Genomic DNA, 23,234 nt, shown 5'->3' on the forward strand with positions numbered 1-23,234 from the left:
AATTAAGAGAACAAAGCAAAAAAATTGGCATAGGTATGGAAGCCTATGCCGTCAAGTTCTATTTATTAAAAAAGGGGGTCAATTAGTTAATTACATTGTATCTAATTTATGTTTCATGCGTGTTACAGTGGCGTTAATTTCTTTTTACGTTAAGATTGCTAAATGATGACAGAAATTATTTAGTTATTTCCGCAGCTTCTTGTAAGTTTTCCACATACGCTTGTGCTGCTTGAGCAGCAATTGCTCCATCACCTGTCGCTGTGACAATTTGACGTAACTCTTTGTCACGAATATCACCTGCAGCAAATACACCAGGTACACTTGTTTCCATATTTTCATTTGTTGGAATGTACCCTTCTTCATTCGTAATTCCTAATGATTTAAAAGGTTCGCTTAATGGCACCATTCCGATATAAATAAATGCACCATCTGTTTTGTGCTCATATTCTTCCCCTGTTTTCTTATTTAATAAAGTTGCACTTGATACTTTCCCGTTTTCGCCATTAATTGATTTAACTATGGTATCCCAGACAAAATCAATTTTATCATTTTTAAATGCTCTGTCTTGCAGAATTTTTTGGGCGCGTAACTCATCACGACGGTGAACAATTGTCACTTTGCTGGCAAACCTTGTCAGATAGACACCTTCTTCTACCGCAGAGTCACCCCCACCGACTACGATTAGTTCTTTCTCTTTGAAAAATGCTCCATCACATACCGCACAATAAGATACACCACGCCCACCAAGCTCTTCTTCTCCCGGAACACCTAATTTTTTATATTGTGCACCAGTTGTAATAATTAATGAACGTGTTTTATATTCTTTCGAGCCTGCGATCACTGTTTTGTAATCTTTGCCATCTATGACTTCTTTAATATCACCATACGCGTATTCTGCGCCGAATCTTTTCGCATGGTCGAACATTTTATTCGAAAGATCCGGGCCTAAAATATGGTCATAACCAGGGTAGTTTTCGACATCTTCTGTGTTTGCCATTTGTCCACCTGGAATACCTCTTTCAAGCATTAATGTATCTAAGTTGGCACGAGATGTATAAACAGCCGCCGTCATCCCTGCAGGACCTGCGCCAGCAATAATTACGTCATAAATTCTCTCTTCTGTCATATTTCTCATCCTTCCTAACGATTGTATAATCATTATCTTATGCATAACGAAAAAGGTCTAATATTATGCTCAATTATCAGATAAGCTTATCCCGCTTCCAGGGCCTGGATTGTTTTGCTAATATACTATGCTCTTTACAACCTTCTGACCATACCGCTTCCGCTTTTTCTTCATTTCCAACAAAGAAATAACAGGTACTAAACCATCTATAATAAGAAGGGTGACCTTTTAATTTCGATTTATGCAATAGCCTAAACCGGTTCAGTGCTTCCTCATAAAGGCCAATTTGTGTGAAAGTTGTTGCCATCCTTAATTTTTGTTGTTCGTGAACAGGATAAATATTTTGAAGCATTGTTATCAGATGATTAAATTTCTCTTTTACATTTGTATAATAATAGAAGATCGCTAAATTCATATAACTGTTCAATGTTTCCGGATGGTCTTGAACATACTTTTCTTCTAAAGCGATTGCTTCTTTTGTTTCTCCTGCAAAAAATAACGCGTAATGATATTCATGTCGCGCTTGAGAAAACTCGGGAAATAATGCAATCATCTCTTCTAATAATGCGATTGCTTCTTGCCATTCTTCTCTCTCCAGATGGTAAAATACCGTCTCCTGGTAAATAAGAACATCATCTTCCTCTTCTAATGCCCAATCATCATCTTCTTCATCTTCATCAAAATCGAGAACACTTAATAATCCGACAGCTTCCTCTGTAAAATCACCTTCTGGAGCTTTTTCCAAGTATAACTCTGCATACTTAATCGCATCTTGCAGTAATCCAAGATGTGCGTAATTATTTGCAATCAAATAATAACAATCAATATACTCATCACCATAAGCTGTCAGCACTTTTGTCAGTAACTGATTTGCTTTATGATATGAACCGAGTTCAGTATAGACAATGGACATTTGACATTGGTACAAAGGATGATCAGGTTTCTCAGATAGAGCTTTAGCAAACCATTTAAGAGATAGTTCAAATTTTTGTTTTTGGTATGCTTCTACACCTTTTGCAAAATAAAATTCTCCATCAGGTATAAAAGGAATGATATTCTGGTCTGATTGATCTGGTTTTGTCACGCTGTATTTACCCATCCTTTCTTTTTCTAAAAGTGTTGTATATATTAATCTTTACTTTGACTTTTAAAAATTTCATTCTGCTGTTCGACTAATGCATTATAACATATATCTGTTAACAAAATTAGTTCTAATTTATCATTGTAGCAATTTTACTTTGAAAAAGCAATCTCATCTTCGAGCTGACCGTTCATTTACTCACTGATGAAAGTATTGCTTTATGGTAACATATTAAGCAGGGAGGAATGGATAATGAATATTGCTATAATTGGTGCAGGAGCTTTAGGTGCATATTTTGGTGCGAAATGGCTGGATGGTGGTGCTAATGTTACTTTTGTTGTAAGAAAAAAACGCAAACAACAAATAGAGGAAAATGGTTTACATATTAGAAGCATATGTGGTGATACAATAATCAATGCACCCCAAACTGTAACAGATCCATCTGCATTACAAGATATAGATATCATAATTATCGCTGTAAAAGGCTATCACCTTGAGAATGTTATACCAATGATTGAAAAAATGTGCAGTGAAAATACGTACATTTTACCAATTTTAAATGGTTTAGCTCACTATGCCCCGTTAATCCACCATTTCGGAGAGCATAAAGTACTTGGTGGACTTGCCAATATTATTGCAACATTAAATGAGAAAGGTCACGTAGAGCATACTAGTAAACTGCACGAAATTCGTTTTGGTGCCCTCACCCATTCACAGACAGAAATTTGCGAACGATTAATGAGAATTTCGGAAAACTGCAATATGGATGCAAAATATAGTGACAGAATAAGAACAGACCTTTGGTATAAATACATGTTTATCACATCTTTTTCTGGAATAACTACAGCAGCTGATTTACCGATTGGCAAGATTAGACAACACCCTCAGACAATGGAAATTGTCAAGGGGATATTAACCGAAATGAAAACAATTGCCCAACTGGAGGACGGCGTATTAGAAGACAAACACATTGATAAGGCTATCAAGACAATGATTAGCTTACATGAAGATGCAACGTCATCAATGCACCAGGATATGCGCAAAGGGTTGGCAATTGAATTGGAGCATTTACAAGGATTTGCATTAGAATTAGCAAAAACAAATAATGTGGAAGTACCAAATTTAAAAACAATTTATGCAATTATTAAAGCAAAAAGCTGATGAATCCCGTATGGTTCATCAGCTTTTTTGTTGAAAGAATGGGTCTTCTCCTATCCGCTTGTCCATTTCTTCTTTTGTGAAGATAACTTTCATCGGATTTCCACCAACAAACGTCCCTGCCTCTACATCTTTATGGACGACCGTCCCTGCGGCAACAATGGCACCATCACCTATTGTAACTCCTGGTAAAATGGTACTGTTGGCACCAATCATCACCTCGTCCCCGATGACAACATCTCCTAACCGGTATTCCCTAACTAAATACTCATGCGCTAAAATTGTCGAATTATAGCCTATAACACTATTTCTGCCAACATGAATTTTTTCCGGAAACATGATATCCAACATGACCATCAAAGCAAAGGCAGTTTGATTACCCACTTCCATCCGCAAAAACATACGATATAACCAGTTTTTCATTTTCAGAAATGGCGTATATCTAGCGATTTGTATCACAACAAAATTTTTTACAACTTTCCAAAATGGCACAGTTTTATAAACATGCCATAATGAGTTGGCACCAGTTACTTTATAACGCTCCGTTTTGCGCATTAGTCTGCTCCGACAATTTGGAGTAAGTCGCTCATCTGCTCTAACATATATGTAGGGTGATGTGATTCAAGGATTTCCCTGCCTTTAATTGTCCAAGCGACCCCAGCTGTCTGTACACCTGCGTTATGACCTGCCTCAATATCATGATAATTGTCTCCAACCATTAATGTTGTCATCGGATTTGCTTGTAACTTTTCAATAGCTGTTAAAATTGGTTCAGGATGTGGCTTGGCATTCTCCACATCGTCTAAGCCGATTAAGACTTCGAATATATTAGCCATACCGGTTATTTCTAATCCTAATTTAGCTGTATCTGATAATTTTGTTGTAACAATTCCCAATTTATATCCAGCATCTTTTAGTTTATTCATTGTGTCAACAACTGTCGGATATGCTTTTACATATTTTTCATGGTTAGCATAATTGTGTTCTCTGTATGTTGCCATTGCTTCTTCCACACTGTTTGGATTTACTTTTTGTAAACTGTCCGTAAGTGGCGGCCCAATAAAATCGATGATCTCTTCCCGAGTATATGGCCTGTCACCAAATTTCTCGACAGTATGTGTGAATGAGGCAATGATCAACTCATTCGTATCAATTAATGTTCCATCTAAATCAAATAAAATGGTTTCTATTTTCATTTTCATTCCTCCAAAAATTATTACTTTGCTTAGAAAAAAGGGGCTTTTGCTATGATCTGCAAAAGCCATCCATTTCGTTTATTTTCTTCCCATTTTCTTGCCTTGATACGTTTTATCAGCCAATCCTTTTTTTCTTCTGTAAATAACAAGAATAATCGCAATAACAACCAGAATAATGGAAAGAACCTGTGCTGTTCTTAATGGGCCGACAATATATAAACTGTCCGTTCGCATTCCTTCGATGAAGAAGCGCCCAATTGAATAATAGGTCATATATGTTAAGAACATTTCCCCGCGACGCAGTGGTAACTTTCTTAATAGGATTAAGATAATAAACCCTATAATGTTCCATAATGATTCGTATAAAAATGTTGGGTGATAGATCGTTCCATCAATACACATTTGATTCATGATAAAATCAGGCAAATATTGATGAAAGTTATTATATGTAGTTTCCGATATAGGTCCACCGTGGGCTTCCTGGTTCATAAAATTTCCCCAACGCCCAATTGCTTGGCCTAATATAAGGCTTGGTGCGAGAATATCAGCAATTTGCCAGAATGACAATTTACGAATCCTTGTATAAATGATCGCAGTTATGACAGCTCCAATTAATGCGCCATGGATGGCAATACCGCCTTCCCATACTGCGAATATTTTCCACCAAGGCCCATCTGAATATCTATGCCATTCGAAAATAACATAATAGATTCTAGCTGACAATATTGCAATAGGAATGGCGTAGACAACTAGATCAACAATATAGTCTTTCTTCACACCCAATCGATCTGCTTCTCTTGTTGCAACCCACAAACCTAAAAATGCGCCTGTTGCAATAATTACACCATACCAGTAAATTGGTAACGAACCAATCCAAAGGAATACAGGATCCAGTGCAGGTGCTTCACATCCCAAATTCGATCTCCTCCGTTCTCCACATTAACTAGTCTAAATCAAACTCTTCTTCTTCTCGTTCTCCATGTTTTATCATTTTTGTTAACCTTTGGGAAAATTCTTCTGCTGCATTAACACCCATTCGTTTTAAGCGGAAGTTCATTGCTGCCACTTCAATAATAACAGCTAAATTACGTCCAGGTCGAACGGGAAGTGTTATTTTTGGTATCTTCACATCAATAACTGGCATTGTCTCTTCTTCTAAACCTAAGCGATCGTATTGTTTCTTCTGATCCCATGTTTCTAAATTAATCACTAAAGAAATTCGCTTATGTGAGCGTACAGACCCTGCACCAAATAATGTCATAACATTAATAATACCTAAGCCTCTAATTTCTAACAGATGTTCAATTAGCGGAGGAGAAGAACCAATTAGCCGATCATAATCTTCTTGTCTAATTTCGACACTATCATCCGCTACTAAACGGTGCCCTCTCTTTACTAATTCTAGCGCCGTTTCACTTTTCCCCACACCACTCTGACCTGTAATAAGTACACCAATCCCATAAATATCGACTAATACCCCGTGTACTGCGGTAAATGGAGCGAACTTAGCTTCTAGGAAATTTGTTATCCTGCTAATGACACGTGTCGTTTTGTATGGTGAGCGCATTAATGGAACACCAGAATTTTCACAAGCCTCCACTAACTCTTCCGGTACTTCCATATCACGGGTAACTACAATACCTGGTGTAATATCTGTACACAATTTATAAGAACGATCTTTTTTTTCTTCTTTGGTTAATTCAGAAAAATAAGAAAGTTCTGTTTTTCCTAGTAATTGCAGTCGGTCTTTAGGATAGTATTTAAAGTATCCTGTTAATTCAATACCTGGCCGGGAAACCTCACTCATAAATATCTCTCTATGTACACCTTCTTTCCCTGCAATTAGTTCAATCTTAAATCGATCTAGTAAATCTTGAGTACGAACCTTTGCCATCATTTTTAGCCCCCAGTCGAACCATCTTTTTATAATCATTAAAAATACTGCTTGCTAGCTACTTAATCGTCAAGAAGAAAATATTTTGTGTATAAAATTTACCACCACAATCGTTTCTATTGTAGCACTTTTTTGTAAAATTCGTATAGTTTTCTAAAGAAAAAAATTAAATAGAGCGGAGTCTCTCCGCCCTATTTAATCTTTCACTATTTTATTTATAAATATATTGAGAATGGAAAATAATATTGCCGCAATGATAGCTGTTCCAAAGCCATTGATGATAAATTTATCACCTAACAATGCCTGTGTTAACATTAACGTTACGGCATTTATAACGAATAGAAACAATCCAAGCGTAACAATTGTAATTGGCAGTGTTAATATAACAAGGATCGGTTTTACTATTGCATTAAGCATTGCCAAGATTATACTTGCAACAAGAGCAATCATAAACCCGTCAATAGTTATTCCATCAAACAAATAATCAATTAACATCAGAGCAAGAGCATTTAATACAAGAGAAAGTATCCATCTCATTTTACTCTACACCCCTTTTTGGAATGATGATAGTTGCTGCGATGTACAATAGAAACAACGGTAAGCCTGCCGTAAAAATAAACAGAATAACGTAAATTAGTCTTAAAAGTGCTGGGTCTAAATTATAATTCTCTGCAATTCCTCCCAGCACACCTTCAAGCATTTTATTGTGTTCAGATCGATATAAATTCCGATTCATATTTTCCTCCTTGAAACAATCAGTCTTTTGCAACAATGTACTATTAATTATACTATTCCACTACATCAATTTTGCAAACAATTTTCTTGTTGAGGAAGACGAATGATGATTAATTAAAATCCCAAACATAAAATGTTTCTGTGCCAAGCCATGTTTTGGCAGCAAGTTCCATATCATCAGACTCATTTCTGACTTTTGAAAGCATACCATCAGCCTGTGACTTATGTGCTAAAATACTTTCGAATTTCTTGCGGAAAACGTCTGAGACATTATTTTGTATATGCGGTTTTCCGAGAACTTCCACATGGTCATTGCTGATTGCCTGTGCCCAGACTGTTGGCCGTTCATCCTCTGGCAACATTTCCACTGCACGGATAGCAGCTGCACCAAATGCGTCATGATCAGGGTGAACTGCATAACCTGGATAATGGGTGATAACAAGCGATGGCTTAATTTCTTCTAAATAAGAATAAAGATGTTCAGCTATTTCTTCTCTTGATTCAAATTCCAGTGTTTTATCACGATAACCCAGCATTTTTAATTCGATATCTAATACTTCACATGCTTTAATCAGCTCTTTTTTACGAATTTCAGGCAGTGTCTCTCTTGTGGCAAAGGTTGGATTTCCCATATTTCTTCCCATTTCTCCTAAAGTTCCACACAAATAGGTAACAGGAATCCCTTTTTCCCGGAATGTTGTGATCGTTCCTGAAGCACCGAATGCCTCATCATCTGGGTGTGGATATATTACTACAACATGTTCACTCATTATTTTTGCCCCCTTTTAATAATGAAATGGCCGTTCACTAATTTGCAGTGCAACCATTAGACGTCCTTCGCGGTCATGGCCTGCCATTAACAGACTCCCGTTTTTATCTACTTCATACTGGTTTACACCTTCTGCATAAATCCAGCCAATGTCTAGTTTTAATCCAACTCTGTATGTAGCACCTGCACCTACTACTTTTCCACGTTCATATTTTACTTTCGCATTTCTGATAAATGCACCGACATTATAGGAATCTTTATTAAAATGACTGGCATATGCACCATTGGTTGTTTCTAAATGCACATAGACATCTCTGTTTGTCCTGTTATCTATCTCTTCCTGTAACAAATTTATATCAATTGGTTCCACTGTTTAAAACCTCCTTATAAATACGTATAATATTTTATCATAGTATTGATTGATTAGCTTGTCTGGTGTTTGCAAGAGAAGATACCATTTTAGAATCATGAAAATTTAATAAGCCGCTAGTATATTAAGTGAAGATTGTAAAAATCTTCGCATTCACACCGCAATTATAAACAATTTTCATTTGGTCGAGTAAACATTTTTATGTAAGCAATGTTAAAAATCAATCTTAAAAAACTGCCATTAAGGCAGTTTTTTAATTAATTGCTTTTTCTCCCATTCTTTCACGGTCCCGCTCAAGAATTGGCTTTAAATAACGACCTGTATGGGATGCTTCGACTTTTACTATTTCTTCCGGGGTGCCTGTCGCAACAATCGTACCACCGCCATCGCCGCCTTCTGGCCCGAGGTCAACAATGTAATCAGCAGCCTTAATTACATCAAGGTTATGTTCAATAATAACAACAGTGTCTCCATTCTCCACTAAACGTTGAATAACAACTAGCAATCTTGAGATATCATCAACATGAAGTCCTGTAGTAGGTTCATCCAATATATATAATGATTTCCCGTTTGAACGACGATGTAATTCGCTGGCTAGTTTGACACGTTGTGCTTCCCCGCCAGACAGAGTTGTAGCAGGCTGACCAAGCCGAACATACCCTAATCCAACATCATACACTGTTTCAAGTTTTCGTTTTATCTTTGGAATATTTTCGAAAAATTTCATTGCTTCTTCAATCGTCATATCTAATACATCCGCAATATTTTTCCCTTTGTATTTTACTTCTAATGTTTCCCTCTTATATCGTTTCCCATCACAAACTTCACATGGAACATACACATCTGGCAAGAAGTGCATTTCGATTTTTATAATTCCATCGCCACGGCACGCTTCACAACGACCACCTTTCACATTAAAGCTAAAACGGCCTTTTTTATATCCGCGAACTTTGGCTTCATTTGTCTGGGCAAAAACATCTCGAATATCATCGAAAACGCCGGTATATGTTGCCGGGTTTGAGCGCGGTGTACGTCCGATTGGTGATTGATCAATATCAATAACTTTCTCTAAATATTCAATTCCTTTGATCTCTTTATGTTTTCCAGGCTTTTGTTTCGCACGGTGCAATTTTGCTGACAATGATTTATGCAAAATCTCATTAATTAATGTACTCTTTCCAGAACCCGACACACCTGTAACAGCTGTGAAAAGACCAATCGGGATTTTGGCACTGACATTTTTTAAATTATTCTCTTCTGCCTCTATAATTTCCAGGAAGCGATCACCTGCATGATGCCTTTCTTTCGGCAACGGGATGAATTTAGAGCCGCTTAAATATTGGCCGGTTAGAGAGCTTTTCTTTTTCATTACCTGTTTCGGTGTGCCTTCCGCAACAATTTGTCCACCATGTTCACCTGCACCTGGACCAATGTCAATTAAATAATCGGCTGCAAGCATTGTATCCTCATCATGTTCCACAACGATAAGCGTATTTCCTAAATCCCGCATTCGTTCCAATGTCTGAATAAGCCGGTCATTATCACGTTGATGCAAACCTATGGAAGGTTCATCTAGTACATAAAGAACGCCTGTTAGTGCAGAACCAATTTGAGTAGCTAAACGAATCCTTTGTGCTTCTCCACCGGATAAAGAACCTGCAGCACGCGATAATGTTAAGTAATCCAGTCCGACATTGGTTAAGAAAGTAAGTCGATCATCCAGTTCCCGAATAATCATTTGAGATATTTGCTGCTCTTTCTCAGATAAGTCTAATGTTGTAAAAAATTGATGAGCTTCTGTGACAGACATTGCTGTAACCTGGCCGATATGTTGACTATTAATTTTCACAGACAATGCTTCTTGGTTTAACCGGTAACCATTACATGCAGGACAGGCCTTGGTTGTCATATATTTTTCCATCTGTTCTCTAATAAAATCAGACGACGTTTCTTTATATCTTCTGGCAATATTGTTCAATACACCTTCAAAGTAAATATCATTTTCGCGTAACATGCCGTAATCATTTTCATATCGAAAATAGATCTTTTCCTTGCCGCTTCCCTTTAAAATTTTATCTAACTGGCCTTTTGGGAGTTTATTAACAGGTATATCCATATCAATTCCGTAGTGATCACAAACACTTTTCAACAGTTGCGGATAATATTGCGAGCTAGTTGGTTCCCAGGCAATAATTGCTCCGTCGTTTAAAGATAAATCGCGATTAGGGATAACTAAATCGACATCAACCTCTAATTGGGAACCTAGACCATCACAAGTTGGACATGCTCCAAAAGGACTGTTAAACGAGAAAATTCGCGGTTCCAATTCATTAATGGAGAAGCCGCATATTGGACAGGAGTGTTTTTCACTAAAAAGCAGCTCCTCTTGCCCAATCACATCTACTATAACTTTTCCATCGCCAAGTCTTAACGCTGACTCGATTGAATCAGATAGCCTTGAAGAAACCCCATCCTTTACGACGATTCGGTCAATAACCACTTCGATCGAATGTTTTTTGTTTTTGTCTAATTCAATATTATCACTAATTTCACGCATCTCACCATCGACACGTAAACGGACATATCCCTCTTTTTGCAAATCTTCGATTGTTTTCACATGGGTCCCTTTTCTTCCCGATACAACTGGTGCGAGAATTTGAAGTTTTGTTCGCTCCTCATATTCCAGAATCCGATCAACCATTTGCTCTACAGTTTGTGAAGTGATTTCCACCCCATGGATTGGACAAACAGGATGCCCTATTCTAGCAAATAATAAACGCATATAATCATAAATTTCTGTAACCGTACCAACTGTTGACCGTGGATTACGGCTAGTAGTTTTCTGATCAATCGAGATTGCAGGTGATAATCCTTCAATTGAATCAACATCCGGCTTATCCATTTGCCCCAAAAATTGTCTGGCATATGCTGAAAGTGATTCTACGTAACGTCTTTGCCCCTCAGCATAGATTGTGTCAAAAGCTAGGGAAGATTTCCCCGAGCCGGACAATCCTGTTAGAACAACTAATTTATCTTTTGGAATATCAATCGAAATGTTTTTTAAATTATGTGCACGTGCTCCTTTAATCGAAATGGTTTTCTTTGCCATTACTGATCACCCTTCTACTTTCAGTTCTAAAACTAAATCACGAAGCTCTGCAGCACGCTCGAAATTTAATTCCTTTGCTGCCTGCTTCATTTCCTGCTCCATTTTTTCGATTAGCTTGTCTTTCTCTTTCTTTGACATGTCTTTTAATTTTGGAGTCTCTTCTCCATACGTTGCTTCTGTTTCTGCAGCCATTGTTGCTCTGATAACATCTCTGACTTCTTTTTTAATCGTCTTAGGTGTAATGCCATGTTCCTTGTTATACGCTTCTTGTTTCTCTCGACGGCGATACGTTTCATCAATAGCCTTACGCATCGAATCAGTTACCCTGTCGGCATACATAATTACTTTCCCATTTTCATTTCGGGCTGCACGTCCCATTGTTTGGATTAAGGAACGCTCAGAGCGTAAGAAGCCTTCTTTATCAGCATCTAATATAGTAACCAGAGAAACTTCCGGAATGTCTAAACCTTCCCTTAATAAATTGATACCAACAAGAACATCATACTTCCCTATCCTTAAATCCCGAATAATTTCAATTCGCTCCAGTGTTTTTATTTCAGAATGAAGGTAGGCAACTTTTATTCCAATCTCTTTTAAATAATCTGTAAGGTCCTCCGACATTTTTTTCGTTAATGTTGTAACAAGTACACGTTCATTTTTAGTAACACGTTCATTAATCTCACCAATCAAATCATCTATTTGGCCTTCAATTGGTCTGACTTCGACTTCAGGGTCTAATAAACCTGTTGGACGAATAATTTGCTCTGTCATTTTCGGTGTATGTTCGAGTTCATAAGGGCCTGGTGTTGCTGAAACAAATATTAATTGGTTTGCCTTTTTATCGAATTCATCGAAAGTTAATGGCCGGTTATCCATTGCTGAAGGCAAGCGGAAACCATGATCCACTAGAACTTGTTTCCGTGCCTGGTCTCCATTATACATACCACGAATTTGGGGTAATGTAACATGTGACTCATCAATTACGATTAAAGAGTCCTCGGGAAAGTAATCTAATAAGGTATATGGAGTGGACCCCGCTTCCCTTAATGATAGGTGTCTGGAATAATTCTCAATTCCTGAACAAAAGCCCATTTCAGCCATCATTTCCAAATCGTAATTTGTCCGTTGTTCTATTCTTTGTGCTTCCAGCAGTTTATCTTCTTCCCGGAACTTTGCTAACTGTTCTTTTAATTCTGTCTTTATGTTTTCCATTGCGATTTTTAATTTTTCCTCACCTGTCACGAAGTGGGAAGCAGGAAAGATAGCAATGTGTTCTCTATCCCCAAGTATCTCACCTGTTAATGCGTCAACTTCACGAATTCGATCAATTTCATCGCCAAAGAATTCGACACGAACACAATGTTCTTCCTTTGATGCTGGAATGATTTCAACAGAATCGCCACGAACGCGAAAGGTACCCCGTTGAAAATCTATGTCGTTTCTGGCATATTGAATGTTCACCAATTCGCGCAAAAGATCATCTCGTTCTTTTTCCATTCCAACACGCAATGAAAGCACTTGGCTTCTGTACTCTTCCGGTGAACCTAAACCATATATACAAGAAACACTCGCAACAATCAAAACATCATTTCGTTCAAATAATGCCGAAGTAGCTGAGTGCCTTAATTTATCTATCTCATCATTAATACTCGCATCTTTTTCGATAAAGGTATCTGTTGATGGAACATATGCTTCTGGCTGGTAATAATCATAATAACTGACAAAATATTCGACCGCATTGTTTGGGAAGAATTCCTTAAATTCACTATACAATTGACCTGCTAATGTTTTGTTATGGGCAATAACTAATGTAGGACGATTAATTTCTTTAACAACATTGGATATCGTAAATGTTTTTCCAGTACCTGTTGCACCCAGTAATGTTTGGCAACGCTGGTTATTATTTACCCCCTCCACTAATTCTTTAATTGCTTTTGGTTGGTCACCTTGCGGCTGATATGGTGCCTCCAACGAAAAAGTATTCTGTTCCATCTTTTTACCTCCGTTTCTCAATGTAACTATTATACATGAAGTCGCTATAAAAAGCGAACAAATATTCGTTTAATTTAGTATCATACAATATCATTATAACCAAACGCTGGTGGGTGATAAAAGAGATATGAATTTTCGAGGTTATATAAGTGGATAATGCATGCTAATAATAAGGCTTTCTCCCCTTATCTTTCTACTTACAGCTTTTTAAAAAAATCACTTATCAAAAAAGCACAGCTAATTGCTGTGCTTTTTCATCATGTTGACTGGTCATACTGATTTACTTCAAATAAATCAATTAACTCAATATCTGCATGTTTATCAACAAACCATCTTAATGCGAAATCATTTTTAAATAAAACAAGGAATTCATCATCACGATCTTTCACTAATAGATTTCTTTCATCAAATAATTTGGTATCTACTTGCTCCTTTTTCAACCAGCGAGGAATACGATCACCGATTGACTCTAACATTACTTCCACATTATACTCATTCTTCATCCGGTGCTGAAAAACTTCATACTGCAACTGTCCGACTGCCCCAATAATATAAGAATCAGTTGGATAACCGCGGAATAATTGTATAGCACCTTCCTGGACAAGCTGTTCAATCCCTTTCCGGAATTGTTTGGCTTTCATTACATTCTTTGCTGATACTCGTTGAAATAATTCTGGTGGGAATGATGGCAATTCATCATATTCAAAAACGTTCTTTCCATCAAGTAACGTGTCACCAATTCGATAAGAGCCTGGATCATAAATTCCAATAATATCGCCCGGATATGCTTCTTCAACCGTATCACGTGATGAGGCAACAAATTGCTGTGTCTGTCCTAACCGGATTGTTTTTCCTGTTCTGGCTAACTGGACATTCATTCCTCGTTCGAAACGACCTGAACACACTCTTAAAAACGCCACACGGTCACGGTGCTGCGGATTCATGTTTGCCTGAATTTTAAAAATAAAGCCAGAGAAATCCGGGTAATCAGGATGGATCACTTCATCCTTTGTCCTTCTGGGACCAGGTGCTGGTGCCATTTTCACAAATGTATTAAAAAATACTTCAATACCGAATGGTGCAAGTGCACTACCGAAGAAAACAGGTGTCTGTTCCCCTGCAAGTACTCTTTCTAAGGAGAATTGATCTCCCGCTTCATTTAATAATTCTAACTCTTCCACTGTTTCCTGATATGTTGGATTCTCAGCAATTGCTTTATTTTCAGGCAAGTCCATGTCTTTTAAATCAATATATGTTTCTTCTTCATTTCCATTAAACTGAATAAATTGATTATGGTATCTGTCTAATATGCCTAAAAAGCGTTTTCCCATGCCGACAGGCCAATTCATTGGATATGTTTCGATATTTAAAACTTCCTCTATTTGATCCATTAAGTCTAATGGATCTCGGCTTTCACGGTCTAATTTATTTATAAAAGTAAAAATCGGAATTCCGCGCATTTTACAAACTTTGAATAATTTGATTGTCTGTGCCTCAATCCCTTTCGTTGCATCAATAATCATTACAACACTGTCGACAGCAGTTAATGTACGATACGTATCTTCACTGAAATCCTCGTGCCCTGGTGTATCGAGAATATTGACCTTGAAGCCTTCATATTCAAAATTCATTACACTTGATGTAACAGAGATCCCACGTTGTTTCTCAATTTCCATCCAATCAGATGTAGCGAACTTCCCAGATTTCTTCCCTTTTACTGTTCCAGCTGAACGAATCAAATTCCCTTGTAATAACAGTTTTTCCGTCATCGTTGTTTTCCCCGCATCCGGGTGGGAGATGATCGCGAACGTTTTTCTTTTTTGCACTTCTTCTTGTAAACCCATTCCATTCCCTACTTTCCATAGCAGTCGCTCTTTCTATTGTACACTATTTAGACTTTGCTAAAAATAGCAGTTTCTTTACAAATTGTCAATCTAGATGGAATCACAGCATCTTTCTGTTATAATATAATGATGGTTTGAAAAAAATGAACTATAAAGTTTTTTAGTATGAGTAAACGAAAATCTTCGATCGGACAAGGAAGGGATATACATGCAGCAAATTCCATTGAATGAACAATCGATCCGAAAACTTACAGGTGATCGTTTTTATCAAAGAGGATTCCAATACTATATAGATGGAAAAGTATATGGTTTATCATATAATCCAAATACAAATACATGGCGAGGGTTAGTGAAAGGTGCCAAAGTTTATACGATACGAATTTATTACAATGGTGGAACTGATATTGAGGCAACGTGTACTTGTCCTGCTTTCGAAACACATGGTACTTGTAAACATATTGCAGCAGTTTTGTTAGCTATCACACAAGATGCACAATCAAATAAAAGAAAATTCGCTGTTGACCGAAATACTAACACACGCCCAGCAAACGGACAGCAGACAGATTTATTTGCTAAACAGTTAATGCATACATTTCGTGAGCAGAAAAAGCCGAATGAAGCTGTTCAGACAGAATTTCAACTATTAGTAACAAAAGCAAATAAAAACACCCAATATGCCCTTGCTATCGAATTAAAAATAGGCGATAAACGTCCCTATGTTGTCAGGGACCTTCGTGGTTTTTTTAAGGCATGGATGAATGGGGAATCCTATAAAGTGAACCATACATTTACATTTCAACCCGCAGATCACTTCTTCCATTCTGCTGACCATGAGTTACTGGAATTAATGGTATCCTGTTATGAACAGGAAAGGCTCTTTGGAAATAGTTACACATTAAAAATGGAACAGCCACGCAGTATCTATTTACCGCCAAGTGTCAGTGATCAATTTATTGAGAAGCTGCAGGATACCAATTATGTTTTTAAGCATGAAAACAATCAGGAATATTCGTTGGTTGATTTTGGTGTAATGACAGACCAGCTTCAATTTAAAATTGATTACCTGCAAACAGATGCCTATTCATTAGAATTGTCTGATTTATCTACCTATTATTTCCTTAACAGTTATCGTTATTTAATCGAAGGCGAGCATATTTACAAAGTCAATTACCAACAAAAGTTAGTGTTAGAGAAATTATTCCGGATTTTACCGTTACATGATAAAAAGAAACAGCAAATATCCCCATCAGAAATGGAGACATTTGTTAGAAATGTAATGCCGCAATTTGAGCAAATAGGTAAGTTAGAAATGACAGAAAGAATGCAGGAGCAATTAAACACAGAGCCTTTAGAAAGTAAATTGTGGGTTGACGAGCAAGAAGGTGCTCTCAGAGTAGATATCGGGTTCCAATATGGTGAAACAACCATCTATCCATTACAAGAAGAGAAAGACACAAATGATATCATTAAAAGAGAAACAATAAAAGAACAGCAGCTTCTTCAAATGTTGCGGGAAATTGGATTTATGGAAATAAATCAGGCAATGTTTTTATTTAATGAGGATTTAATTTATCATTTTCTTCATGAGAAAGTATATGAGCTAGAAGAATATGCAACCATTTTTCTTACACAGCATGTGAAAAACATGATGCTTAGTAACAATTATTCCATACAAACTTCTGTGGATTATCATCCATCAGAGGGGATGTTAGATATCTCCTTTGATATTGAAGGAATTACTGGTGAGAATATCTCACATATTTTGCAAGCATTAGTTGAGAAAAAACGTTATTATCGCATCCCAAATGGTGCATTAATACCTCTCGATTCCGAAAATTTTGAAGCATTCCATCAAATGCAGAATAAGTTTCAACTGACAAAAACGGAATTACAAGAAGGGAGAATCACCATACCTGCAGCTAAAAGCTTTCAAGTGGAAGAAATGTTTGATAAAAGCAAACACAATTTCAGTGAAAATTTCCAAAACATGCTTGATCAATTAAAAAACCCAGCCGCTTTAGAGTTTGAGCTTCCTCCATCATTACAAGCTGAAATGCGTGAATATCAAGTAACAGGGTTCCAATGGATGAAGACATTATCTCACTATCATTTAGGCGGTATTTTGGCTGACGATATGGGTCTAGGTAAGACATTACAAACAATCAGCTATCTTTTATCAGAAGTAGATAGCTCAACAACTAACTATCAAGCATTGGTCGTAGCTCCGGCTTCCTTGTTATATAATTGGAAAAAAGAAATTGAAAAATTTGCACCAACTATAACTAGTGCTGTTATAGCAGGTTCCAAAGAGCAGCGAATAGCAACGATCAATAATGCTGACAATACGAACGTTTTAATCACATCTTACCCTACATTAAGACAGGATTTAGATTTATATGAAGGGAAAATGCTAGATTGTGTTATTTTGGATGAAGCCCAAGCTATTAAAAACCACCTGACATTAACCGCTAAAGCGATACGAAGTCTGAAAGGAAAACAATTTTTTGCTTTGAGTGGTACACCGATCGAAAACTCATTAGATGAATTATGGTCGATTTTTTACACAATATCACCAGGGCTGTATGGAAATAAGAAAACATTTAACCAACTGGATCCAAAGTATATTGCTAAGATTACACGTCCATTTATTCTCCGTCGGGTGAAGAAAGACGTATTAGAAGAATTACCAGAAAAAATTGAGTCTGTGCAGTATTCTGAATTAACACAATCACAAAAAGAAGTGTACTTAGCCTATTTAGAAAGAATCCAGCAGAATTTAGACCAATCGATTCAGGAAGGCAGATTCGAAAAAGGAAAATTGGAAATTCTGGCAGGGATTACACGGCTAAGGCAAATTTGTTGTCATCCCAGTCTGTTTCTCGAAAATTACGAAGGCAATTCCGGGAAGTTAGATCAACTTATTGAACTCATTCAGGAATTACATGCCCAAGGAAAACGTGCATTAATTTTTTCCCAATTTTCCTCCATGTTAAAAATAATTGCCCAATCATTAGAAAAGAATGGGCACCATCCGTTTTATTTAGACGGTTCGACCCCATCAGAACAGCGGATGAAAATGACAGAAGCCTTTAATGAAGGAGAAAAAGACTTTTTCTTAATCTCTTTAAAAGCTGGTGGAACGGGACTAAACTTAACAGGTGCCGATACGGTTATTCTCTTTGATTTATGGTGGAATCCAGCTGTGGAGGAGCAAGCAGCAGGACGTGCCCACCGAATCGGGCAAAAAAATGTCGTCCAGGTTATACGATTCATTACAGAAGGAACAATTGAAGAGAAGATTTACCAATTACAACATAAAAAACGAGAACTTGTTGAACAAATCATCCAGCCTGGTGAAACATTGTTATCTAAATTGTCAGAAGCAGAATTACGCGAGCTTCTCCAGTTTAATTAAATTCATATATATTAAAACCCTGAGCAATCCGGTTGCTCAGGGTTTTGTGCTTTGTTGATCTGTACTCCAATCAATTGGATCATTATCTTTTACTAATAATACGCCTAGCTCATGATGATCGTCCTCAAATAGCGGACTTTTGCTAAAACGGATTTCACCATTCAAATCGATTATTGCCAACTTACAGAATGCCCTGTTTTGTTGAACAGCATGGTAAAATTCATGCTCATTCGTCACAGGTATTCCATTTACTTTTACTATTCTGTCTCCTGGTTCAATTTGTAAATGAGCTGCTGTTGAATTTGGCATTACACCTAATACAAAAATACCTTCACCACCAAGTTTAAAAACGGATTGTTGATTCTGATCGTGCATCCTAAACCAATACTGAATTATCAATCGGCCTGCAATAGCGATAATGGCACTAATAACAACAACAACCTGATAGAAATAACTAACAATGGAGAGCACAACCATCACGCTAGCGAGAATAAATACTTTAGTTGCAATCCATCTCGCACCATGTTTAGGTATTGAATTTCTAACTGCATGCTCAAAACCAACAATATATGGAATAAGAATAAGCCCATATGATTCTCCATTTACCTGTAAAAAAGGCCACCATTCAGCAAATGGTTCAATCATTCCAGCCGGCAGTAATGCAAAAAAAGGAACGAGGGCTATCTTTTTCATCCGGTGACGTCCTAAGTATTTTCCTCTTAAGCTTTTTGTAATCTCCGGGTATGTATCGTCTGGTTTAGTTCTTGACAAAAGGATTCCTTCAATGATTAAAAGAAGGGCTATTAATAAAGGTATATAGTTAAAATTAATCTGTTCAAATGAATCTATCCAGTTGGATGGTAAAAAAGCTAAACGTAATTGAGTTATCACATATGCTGCAATATAGCTTATTCCTATAATATAACTAGCAGATAAGAAAAAAAACCTTCTAAATAAAGAAAGGATGGCAACAACTGTTGCTAACAGTATGATCAAAGGCCATGTAACTACAAATCCTATCCCTACTGAGATAATGGAGAGCAACAATCCTGAGATTAAAGAAATCTGCCACGTTCGTTTCTGTTCATCAAAATAGGAGAATATCTTTATTCCGAAAGATTGACGGTCCTGTTTGATTCGATAATAACCACTAACAAGTAATAATCCGATGAACAAATAAACAAATGGCTGGGCCAACGCTCTTAAAACAGCAAAACATATTTCCAAAATCCATTCCATTCTCTCGTAACCCCTTTCCTGCCAACTACTTGCATTATATTCTATATTATGCGTAAAAAAATAGTGTTTGGCTACCCCTACTTTAAAATAACTTGCATTTTATTCTTATATCTTCTCATATTACCATAAATTGAGCCGAAACATGTAGTTAACCTCATTATATTAATGGAAAGAAAACACCCTATAGCCAAACACATAATGGTTTGTAACTATAGGGTGCTTTTCAGTCACTACTTATTTGGTTAGGACTTCGATTGCTTTTTCTAACTGAAGATCATTTGCACCACTGCGCACTTTTTCCACTAATTTTGTTTGTAATACTTCTGCTGTGGATTGATCAACTTCTCCAGTCACTTCCAGTTCATTGTCTTCCTGAAACGCTTCTACTGCCTTCTTTGTACTTTCATCAAAATACCCATCATGACGTCCCGGGTTATATTCTAAACCTTCTAACATTAATTGAATGTTTTCTATATTTGGGTCACTATCATTAAACGCAAATGGGTCATCTTTCACTTGAACAGGATTTGCGTAATAATAATCCGGCATATCTTGTTCGATTGTCGGTTTAACACCCTCTTCATGAATCCAGTTTCCTTCCGGTGATAACCATTTAAATCGAGTAATTTTAATGGTACTTCCATCACCCATCGAAACGGTTTGTTGTACAGTGCCTTTACCGAATGATGTTGTACCAATAACTTCATAGTCCATTGCTTCCTTTAAAGATACTGCCAGAATTTCAGAAGCTGATGCACTTCCTTCATTGATTAATGTAACAACAGGGTAATCTTTTGCTGTTTCCAAATCAGAGAAATATCTTGATTTCTTACCACTCGGATCTTCAATTTGCAAGTATGGCATATCTTTTGTCACAAATAGTTTAAGTATTTCTTCTACAGATGGGAGCAAGCCACCGGGATTGCCTCTTACATCAATAACTAAACCATCCATCCCTTTTTCTTCTAATTTCTTTAACTCTGAAGCAAATTCCGAAGCTGTGTTTTCAGAAAATGAGGTTAACTCAATAATACCTATTAATTGATCATTTACTTCTTTTTCTTCAACATAAACGGTTTGCAATGGAATAGAATCTCTCGTAATGTCTATTGTAATTATATCTTCTACACCTGGTCTTCTGATTTCTAAAGTAACTTTAGAGCCTTTTTCACCGCGAATTTGGTTAACAGCTTGATATAGATCTAATCCTTCTACACTTTCTCCATCTACTGTTAAAATTTGATCATTTGGTTTTAATCCGGCTTTTTCTGCTGGTGAGTCTTTAATTGGAGCAATAATGGTTACATTGCCGTCAACCATAGACACTTCCGCACCAATTCCTTCAAAGGATGATTCAATTTGATCATTGAATTGTTCCATTGTTTCTTTATCCATATACACACTGTAAGGGTCATCTAATGACTGCAGCATGCCTTGTATGGCACCTTCAATTAGTTGATTATCGTCAACTTCCTCTACATAATTTTCTTTAATAATTGTGAGAGCATTAATAACTTTCGTCATATCTCCCATATTTTCTTCCAATACTTCTTGTTGATCCGCTAACTCTAACAGTAAATCCCGATCATTACTTGCTAGTCCACTGCCGGTATTCGTATTGTTGAAAAACAGGAGGCCAAACGTAAATGTTCCAGCAGCACCTATTACAATAGCAATGAAAGCAATTAAAGCAATATACCTTTTCTTTATATTCATTCTTTCACCCCAAACTATTCCATCTTTTAATACATTGTATGTAAAATGTATTTCCTAATACTATATATTATGAAGGTTTAAAAAAGACATCACAAGTATTTTGTGATGTCTTTAAGTATTTTCTTTTTATGGCAAATAATTTATTGGATTCACGCCACCGTGGTAACTCCAACTTCCCTGGTGTACCTCGAAGTGAAGATGGCTGCCGAACGATTGGCCTGTATTACCCATTCCTCCAATATATTCTCCTTGAGAAACAGATTGACCTAACGATACCCCAATACTGTTTAAATGACCATAGACAGTTGTTAAATTTAAATCCACATGATAAATATACACAACATTTCCATAACTAGGAGAGTAGTTTGCCCTTGTCACAACACCTGAGGCTGCTGCATTTACTGGCGTTCCAACCCCATTGGCAATATCAAGACCATAATGGAAACCACCACCATTAAATGATCTGTAACCAAAACCAGAACTTTGTCTGCCAGTTGTTGGCCAAATTAAACTGCCATTTCCTCCAGCAGATAAGTTACCCCCACTCGAACTTGAACTTGAACCTGAACTTGAGCCAGAGGCTGAGTTACCTGAAGACGATTGTTGCTGCTGTCGCTGTTGTTGCAATCGTTGTTGTTCCTGTCGTTTTTGATTTATCTGCTGCTGTGCTTCTCTTTTCGCTTTCTCCACAATAGCAGCTTGATTATTTAACGTTTCCTGCTGTTCAGCTAATGACATTTGATGACTATGTAACTCATCTTCTTTATGTTCTAAGTTTGCCATCAGCTTTTGTTTTTGGTTCATTTGCTTATCTAGTCTTGCTTTAATTTGGTCCAATTCAGCTTTCTGTGAGACTAATTGAGCTTTTTTGTTCTCTAAATCCCGCTTACTTGTTTCTAATGAAGCTTGTTTATCTTCTAACTCTTTCTTACTCTCTTCTAATGCCTGTTTATTTTCTTCTAGCTTTTCTTTATCTGCTTGCTGTTCTTCCATAATAGTTTTATCAGAATCCATAATCTTATTTACAGCAGTTGCTCTGTTAATAAAGTCACCAAAGCTTTGGGCTCCGAGGATAACTTCTAAGTAGTTTACATTCCCACCATTTTGCTGAATAGACCTTAGTCTGTTTTTCAACAAGTCTTCACGGGCTTCAATTTTTTCTTGTAATGCTGCTATTTCAGCCCGTAATTCCTCAATTTCTCCCTTTAATTGGTTAATTTCTCCCTCTGTCTTATTTATTTCATTTTCTGTCTCTTTAATTTCATTATTTGTTGTCGCAATCTCATTTTCCTTGGCGGTTAATTGAGATTGTGTTGTTGTCAACTTACTATCAATTTCAACAATTTCACTGTTCGTTTGTTCTTGCTTTTCCTGATTCTCAGCAATTTTTTCTTTTGTTTCCTCTACTTTATTGCTAACTTCTCCAGATTTACTCTGTATTGATTGCTTATCCTGTTCTAATTCGTTGACTTTATCTTGTAATTCATTAATAGATTCAGCAGATACTGAAACAGTTAGAACAGCAAATGCTATCATTAATGAAACTATTAAATAGAAAAAATTCTTCATTTAATTGCTCCTCCCTAAACT

Annotated in this window: 18 protein-coding genes; 2 read left to right on the forward strand and 16 right to left on the reverse strand. The window is 36.8% G+C overall.

Annotation, left to right across the window (positions count from 1 at the left end; translation table 11 throughout):
• Positions 1-175: 175 nt before the first annotated feature.
• Positions 176-1,126, reverse strand: a complete 951-nt coding sequence (trxB, locus tag ACFOY7_RS17740) for a thioredoxin-disulfide reductase (protein ID WP_390253987.1) — start codon at positions 1,124-1,126, stop codon at positions 176-178.
• A gap of 76 nt (positions 1,127-1,202) precedes the next feature.
• A complete protein-coding gene (locus ACFOY7_RS17745; RefSeq protein ID WP_390253989.1) occupies positions 1,203-2,210 on the reverse strand; it encodes a tetratricopeptide repeat protein in 1,008 nt (335 codons plus the stop codon).
• A 249-nt stretch (positions 2,211-2,459) separates the two neighbouring features.
• On the opposite strand from ACFOY7_RS17745, the gene ACFOY7_RS17750 reads away from it, so the two are divergent.
• Positions 2,460-3,368, forward strand: a complete 909-nt coding sequence (locus ACFOY7_RS17750; protein ID WP_390253991.1) for a ketopantoate reductase family protein — start codon at positions 2,460-2,462, stop codon at positions 3,366-3,368.
• Positions 3,369-3,386: 18 nt separating this feature from the next.
• Here the strand turns inward: ACFOY7_RS17750 and ACFOY7_RS17755 are convergent, their stop codons facing one another.
• From ACFOY7_RS17755 to ACFOY7_RS17805, 11 genes are all read right to left on the reverse strand, one after another.
• Positions 3,387-3,920 carry an acyltransferase gene (locus tag ACFOY7_RS17755; RefSeq protein WP_390253992.1) on the reverse strand — a complete coding sequence of 178 codons (534 nt, stop codon included), beginning with the start codon at positions 3,918-3,920 and terminating at the stop codon, positions 3,387-3,389.
• Entirely contained in the window at positions 3,920-4,561 is a 642-nt protein-coding gene (ppaX, locus tag ACFOY7_RS17760; protein WP_390253994.1) for a pyrophosphatase PpaX, read from the reverse strand. Before ppaX ends, ACFOY7_RS17755 begins: the two co-directional genes overlap by 1 nt.
• A 78-nt stretch (positions 4,562-4,639) precedes the next feature.
• Positions 4,640-5,476 carry a prolipoprotein diacylglyceryl transferase gene (gene lgt / locus ACFOY7_RS17765; RefSeq protein WP_390253996.1) on the reverse strand — a complete coding sequence of 279 codons (837 nt, stop codon included), beginning with the start codon at positions 5,474-5,476 and terminating at the stop codon, positions 4,640-4,642.
• Between the two features lie 28 nt (positions 5,477-5,504).
• Positions 5,505-6,455: an HPr(Ser) kinase/phosphatase gene (hprK, locus tag ACFOY7_RS17770; protein WP_390253998.1), complete on the reverse strand. Its 951-nt coding sequence runs from the start codon at positions 6,453-6,455 to the stop codon at positions 5,505-5,507.
• A gap of 195 nt (positions 6,456-6,650) precedes the next feature.
• A complete protein-coding gene (locus tag ACFOY7_RS17775; protein ID WP_390253999.1) occupies positions 6,651-6,992 on the reverse strand; it encodes a phage holin family protein in 342 nt (113 codons plus the stop codon).
• Between the two features lies 1 nt (position 6,993).
• A complete protein-coding gene (locus tag ACFOY7_RS17780; RefSeq protein WP_390254001.1) occupies positions 6,994-7,191 on the reverse strand; it encodes a PspC domain-containing protein in 198 nt (65 codons plus the stop codon).
• 109 nt (positions 7,192-7,300) lie between these two features.
• A complete protein-coding gene (bshB2, locus tag ACFOY7_RS17785; RefSeq protein ID WP_390254003.1) occupies positions 7,301-7,960 on the reverse strand; it encodes a bacillithiol biosynthesis deacetylase BshB2 in 660 nt (219 codons plus the stop codon).
• A gap of 15 nt (positions 7,961-7,975) precedes the next feature.
• Positions 7,976-8,329 carry a YojF family protein gene (locus ACFOY7_RS17790; RefSeq protein ID WP_390254005.1) on the reverse strand — a complete coding sequence of 118 codons (354 nt, stop codon included), beginning with the start codon at positions 8,327-8,329 and terminating at the stop codon, positions 7,976-7,978.
• Between the two features lie 253 nt (positions 8,330-8,582).
• Complete coding sequence (gene uvrA / locus ACFOY7_RS17795; protein WP_390254006.1) at positions 8,583-11,438, reverse strand: excinuclease ABC subunit UvrA; 2,856 nt, start codon at positions 11,436-11,438, stop codon at positions 8,583-8,585.
• Positions 11,439-11,444: 6 nt separating this feature from the next.
• Positions 11,445-13,430 (reverse strand): excinuclease ABC subunit UvrB, encoded by a 1,986-nt coding sequence (uvrB, locus tag ACFOY7_RS17800; RefSeq protein WP_390254008.1) that lies wholly within the window; start codon positions 13,428-13,430, stop codon positions 11,445-11,447.
• 257 nt (positions 13,431-13,687) lie between these two features.
• Positions 13,688-15,274, reverse strand: a complete 1,587-nt coding sequence (locus ACFOY7_RS17805; protein ID WP_390254010.1) for a peptide chain release factor 3 — start codon at positions 15,272-15,274, stop codon at positions 13,688-13,690.
• Between the two features lie 208 nt (positions 15,275-15,482).
• On the opposite strand from ACFOY7_RS17805, the gene ACFOY7_RS17810 reads away from it, so the two are divergent.
• The gene (locus ACFOY7_RS17810) at positions 15,483-18,689 is read left to right on the forward strand and encodes an SNF2 helicase associated domain-containing protein (protein ID WP_390254012.1); all 3,207 of its coding nucleotides are present in this window, start codon (positions 15,483-15,485) and stop codon (positions 18,687-18,689) included.
• A gap of 36 nt (positions 18,690-18,725) precedes the next feature.
• Here ACFOY7_RS17810 and ACFOY7_RS17815 read toward each other — a convergent pair whose 3' ends face one another.
• The 3 genes from ACFOY7_RS17815 to ACFOY7_RS17825 all read right to left on the reverse strand — a co-directional run bounded on the left by ACFOY7_RS17815 (position 18,726) and on the right by ACFOY7_RS17825 (position 23,213).
• Positions 18,726-19,928: a PDZ domain-containing protein gene (locus ACFOY7_RS17815; RefSeq protein WP_390254014.1), complete on the reverse strand. Its 1,203-nt coding sequence runs from the start codon at positions 19,926-19,928 to the stop codon at positions 18,726-18,728.
• A 234-nt stretch (positions 19,929-20,162) separates the two neighbouring features.
• Entirely contained in the window at positions 20,163-21,644 is a 1,482-nt protein-coding gene (locus tag ACFOY7_RS17820) for a S41 family peptidase (protein ID WP_390254016.1), read from the reverse strand.
• Between the two features lie 126 nt (positions 21,645-21,770).
• Complete coding sequence (locus ACFOY7_RS17825) at positions 21,771-23,213, reverse strand: PcsB-like coiled-coil domain-containing protein (protein ID WP_390254018.1); 1,443 nt, start codon at positions 23,211-23,213, stop codon at positions 21,771-21,773.
• Positions 23,214-23,234 lie beyond the last annotated feature (21 nt).

It is taken from the genome of Gracilibacillus xinjiangensis, from assembly GCF_042651765.1.
Lineage (GTDB): Bacteria > Bacillota > Bacilli > Bacillales > Amphibacillaceae > Gracilibacillus > Gracilibacillus xinjiangensis.

Excerpts from the sequence above, each read along its gene's own strand:
- trxB (WP_390253987.1), bottom strand. The coding sequence starts at position 1,126 with ATGACAGAAGAGAGAATTTATGACGTAATTATTGCTGGCGCAGGTCCT.
- ACFOY7_RS17750 (WP_390253991.1), top strand. The coding sequence starts at position 2,460 with ATGAATATTGCTATAATTGGTGCAGGAGCTTTAGGTGCATATTTTGGT.
- ACFOY7_RS17755 (WP_390253992.1), bottom strand. The coding sequence starts at position 3,920 with ATGCGCAAAACGGAGCGTTATAAAGTAACTGGTGCCAACTCATTATGG.
- ppaX (WP_390253994.1), bottom strand. The coding sequence starts at position 4,561 with ATGAAAATAGAAACCATTTTATTTGATTTAGATGGAACATTAATTGAT.
- hprK (WP_390253998.1), bottom strand. The coding sequence starts at position 6,455 with ATGGCAAAGGTTCGTACTCAAGATTTACTAGATCGATTTAAGATTGAA.
- ACFOY7_RS17775 (WP_390253999.1), bottom strand. The coding sequence starts at position 6,992 with ATGAGATGGATACTTTCTCTTGTATTAAATGCTCTTGCTCTGATGTTA.
- ACFOY7_RS17780 (WP_390254001.1), bottom strand. The coding sequence starts at position 7,191 with ATGAATCGGAATTTATATCGATCTGAACACAATAAAATGCTTGAAGGT.
- bshB2 (WP_390254003.1), bottom strand. The coding sequence starts at position 7,960 with ATGAGTGAACATGTTGTAGTAATATATCCACACCCAGATGATGAGGCA.
- uvrA (WP_390254006.1), bottom strand. The coding sequence starts at position 11,438 with ATGGCAAAGAAAACCATTTCGATTAAAGGAGCACGTGCACATAATTTA.
- uvrB (WP_390254008.1), bottom strand. The coding sequence starts at position 13,430 with ATGGAACAGAATACTTTTTCGTTGGAGGCACCATATCAGCCGCAAGGT.
- ACFOY7_RS17805 (WP_390254010.1), bottom strand. The coding sequence starts at position 15,274 with ATGGGTTTACAAGAAGAAGTGCAAAAAAGAAAAACGTTCGCGATCATC.
- ACFOY7_RS17810 (WP_390254012.1), top strand. The coding sequence starts at position 15,483 with ATGCAGCAAATTCCATTGAATGAACAATCGATCCGAAAACTTACAGGT.
- ACFOY7_RS17815 (WP_390254014.1), bottom strand. The coding sequence starts at position 19,928 with ATGGAATGGATTTTGGAAATATGTTTTGCTGTTTTAAGAGCGTTGGCC.
- ACFOY7_RS17820 (WP_390254016.1), bottom strand. The coding sequence starts at position 21,644 with ATGAATATAAAGAAAAGGTATATTGCTTTAATTGCTTTCATTGCTATT.
- ACFOY7_RS17825 (WP_390254018.1), bottom strand. The coding sequence starts at position 23,213 with ATGAAGAATTTTTTCTATTTAATAGTTTCATTAATGATAGCATTTGCT.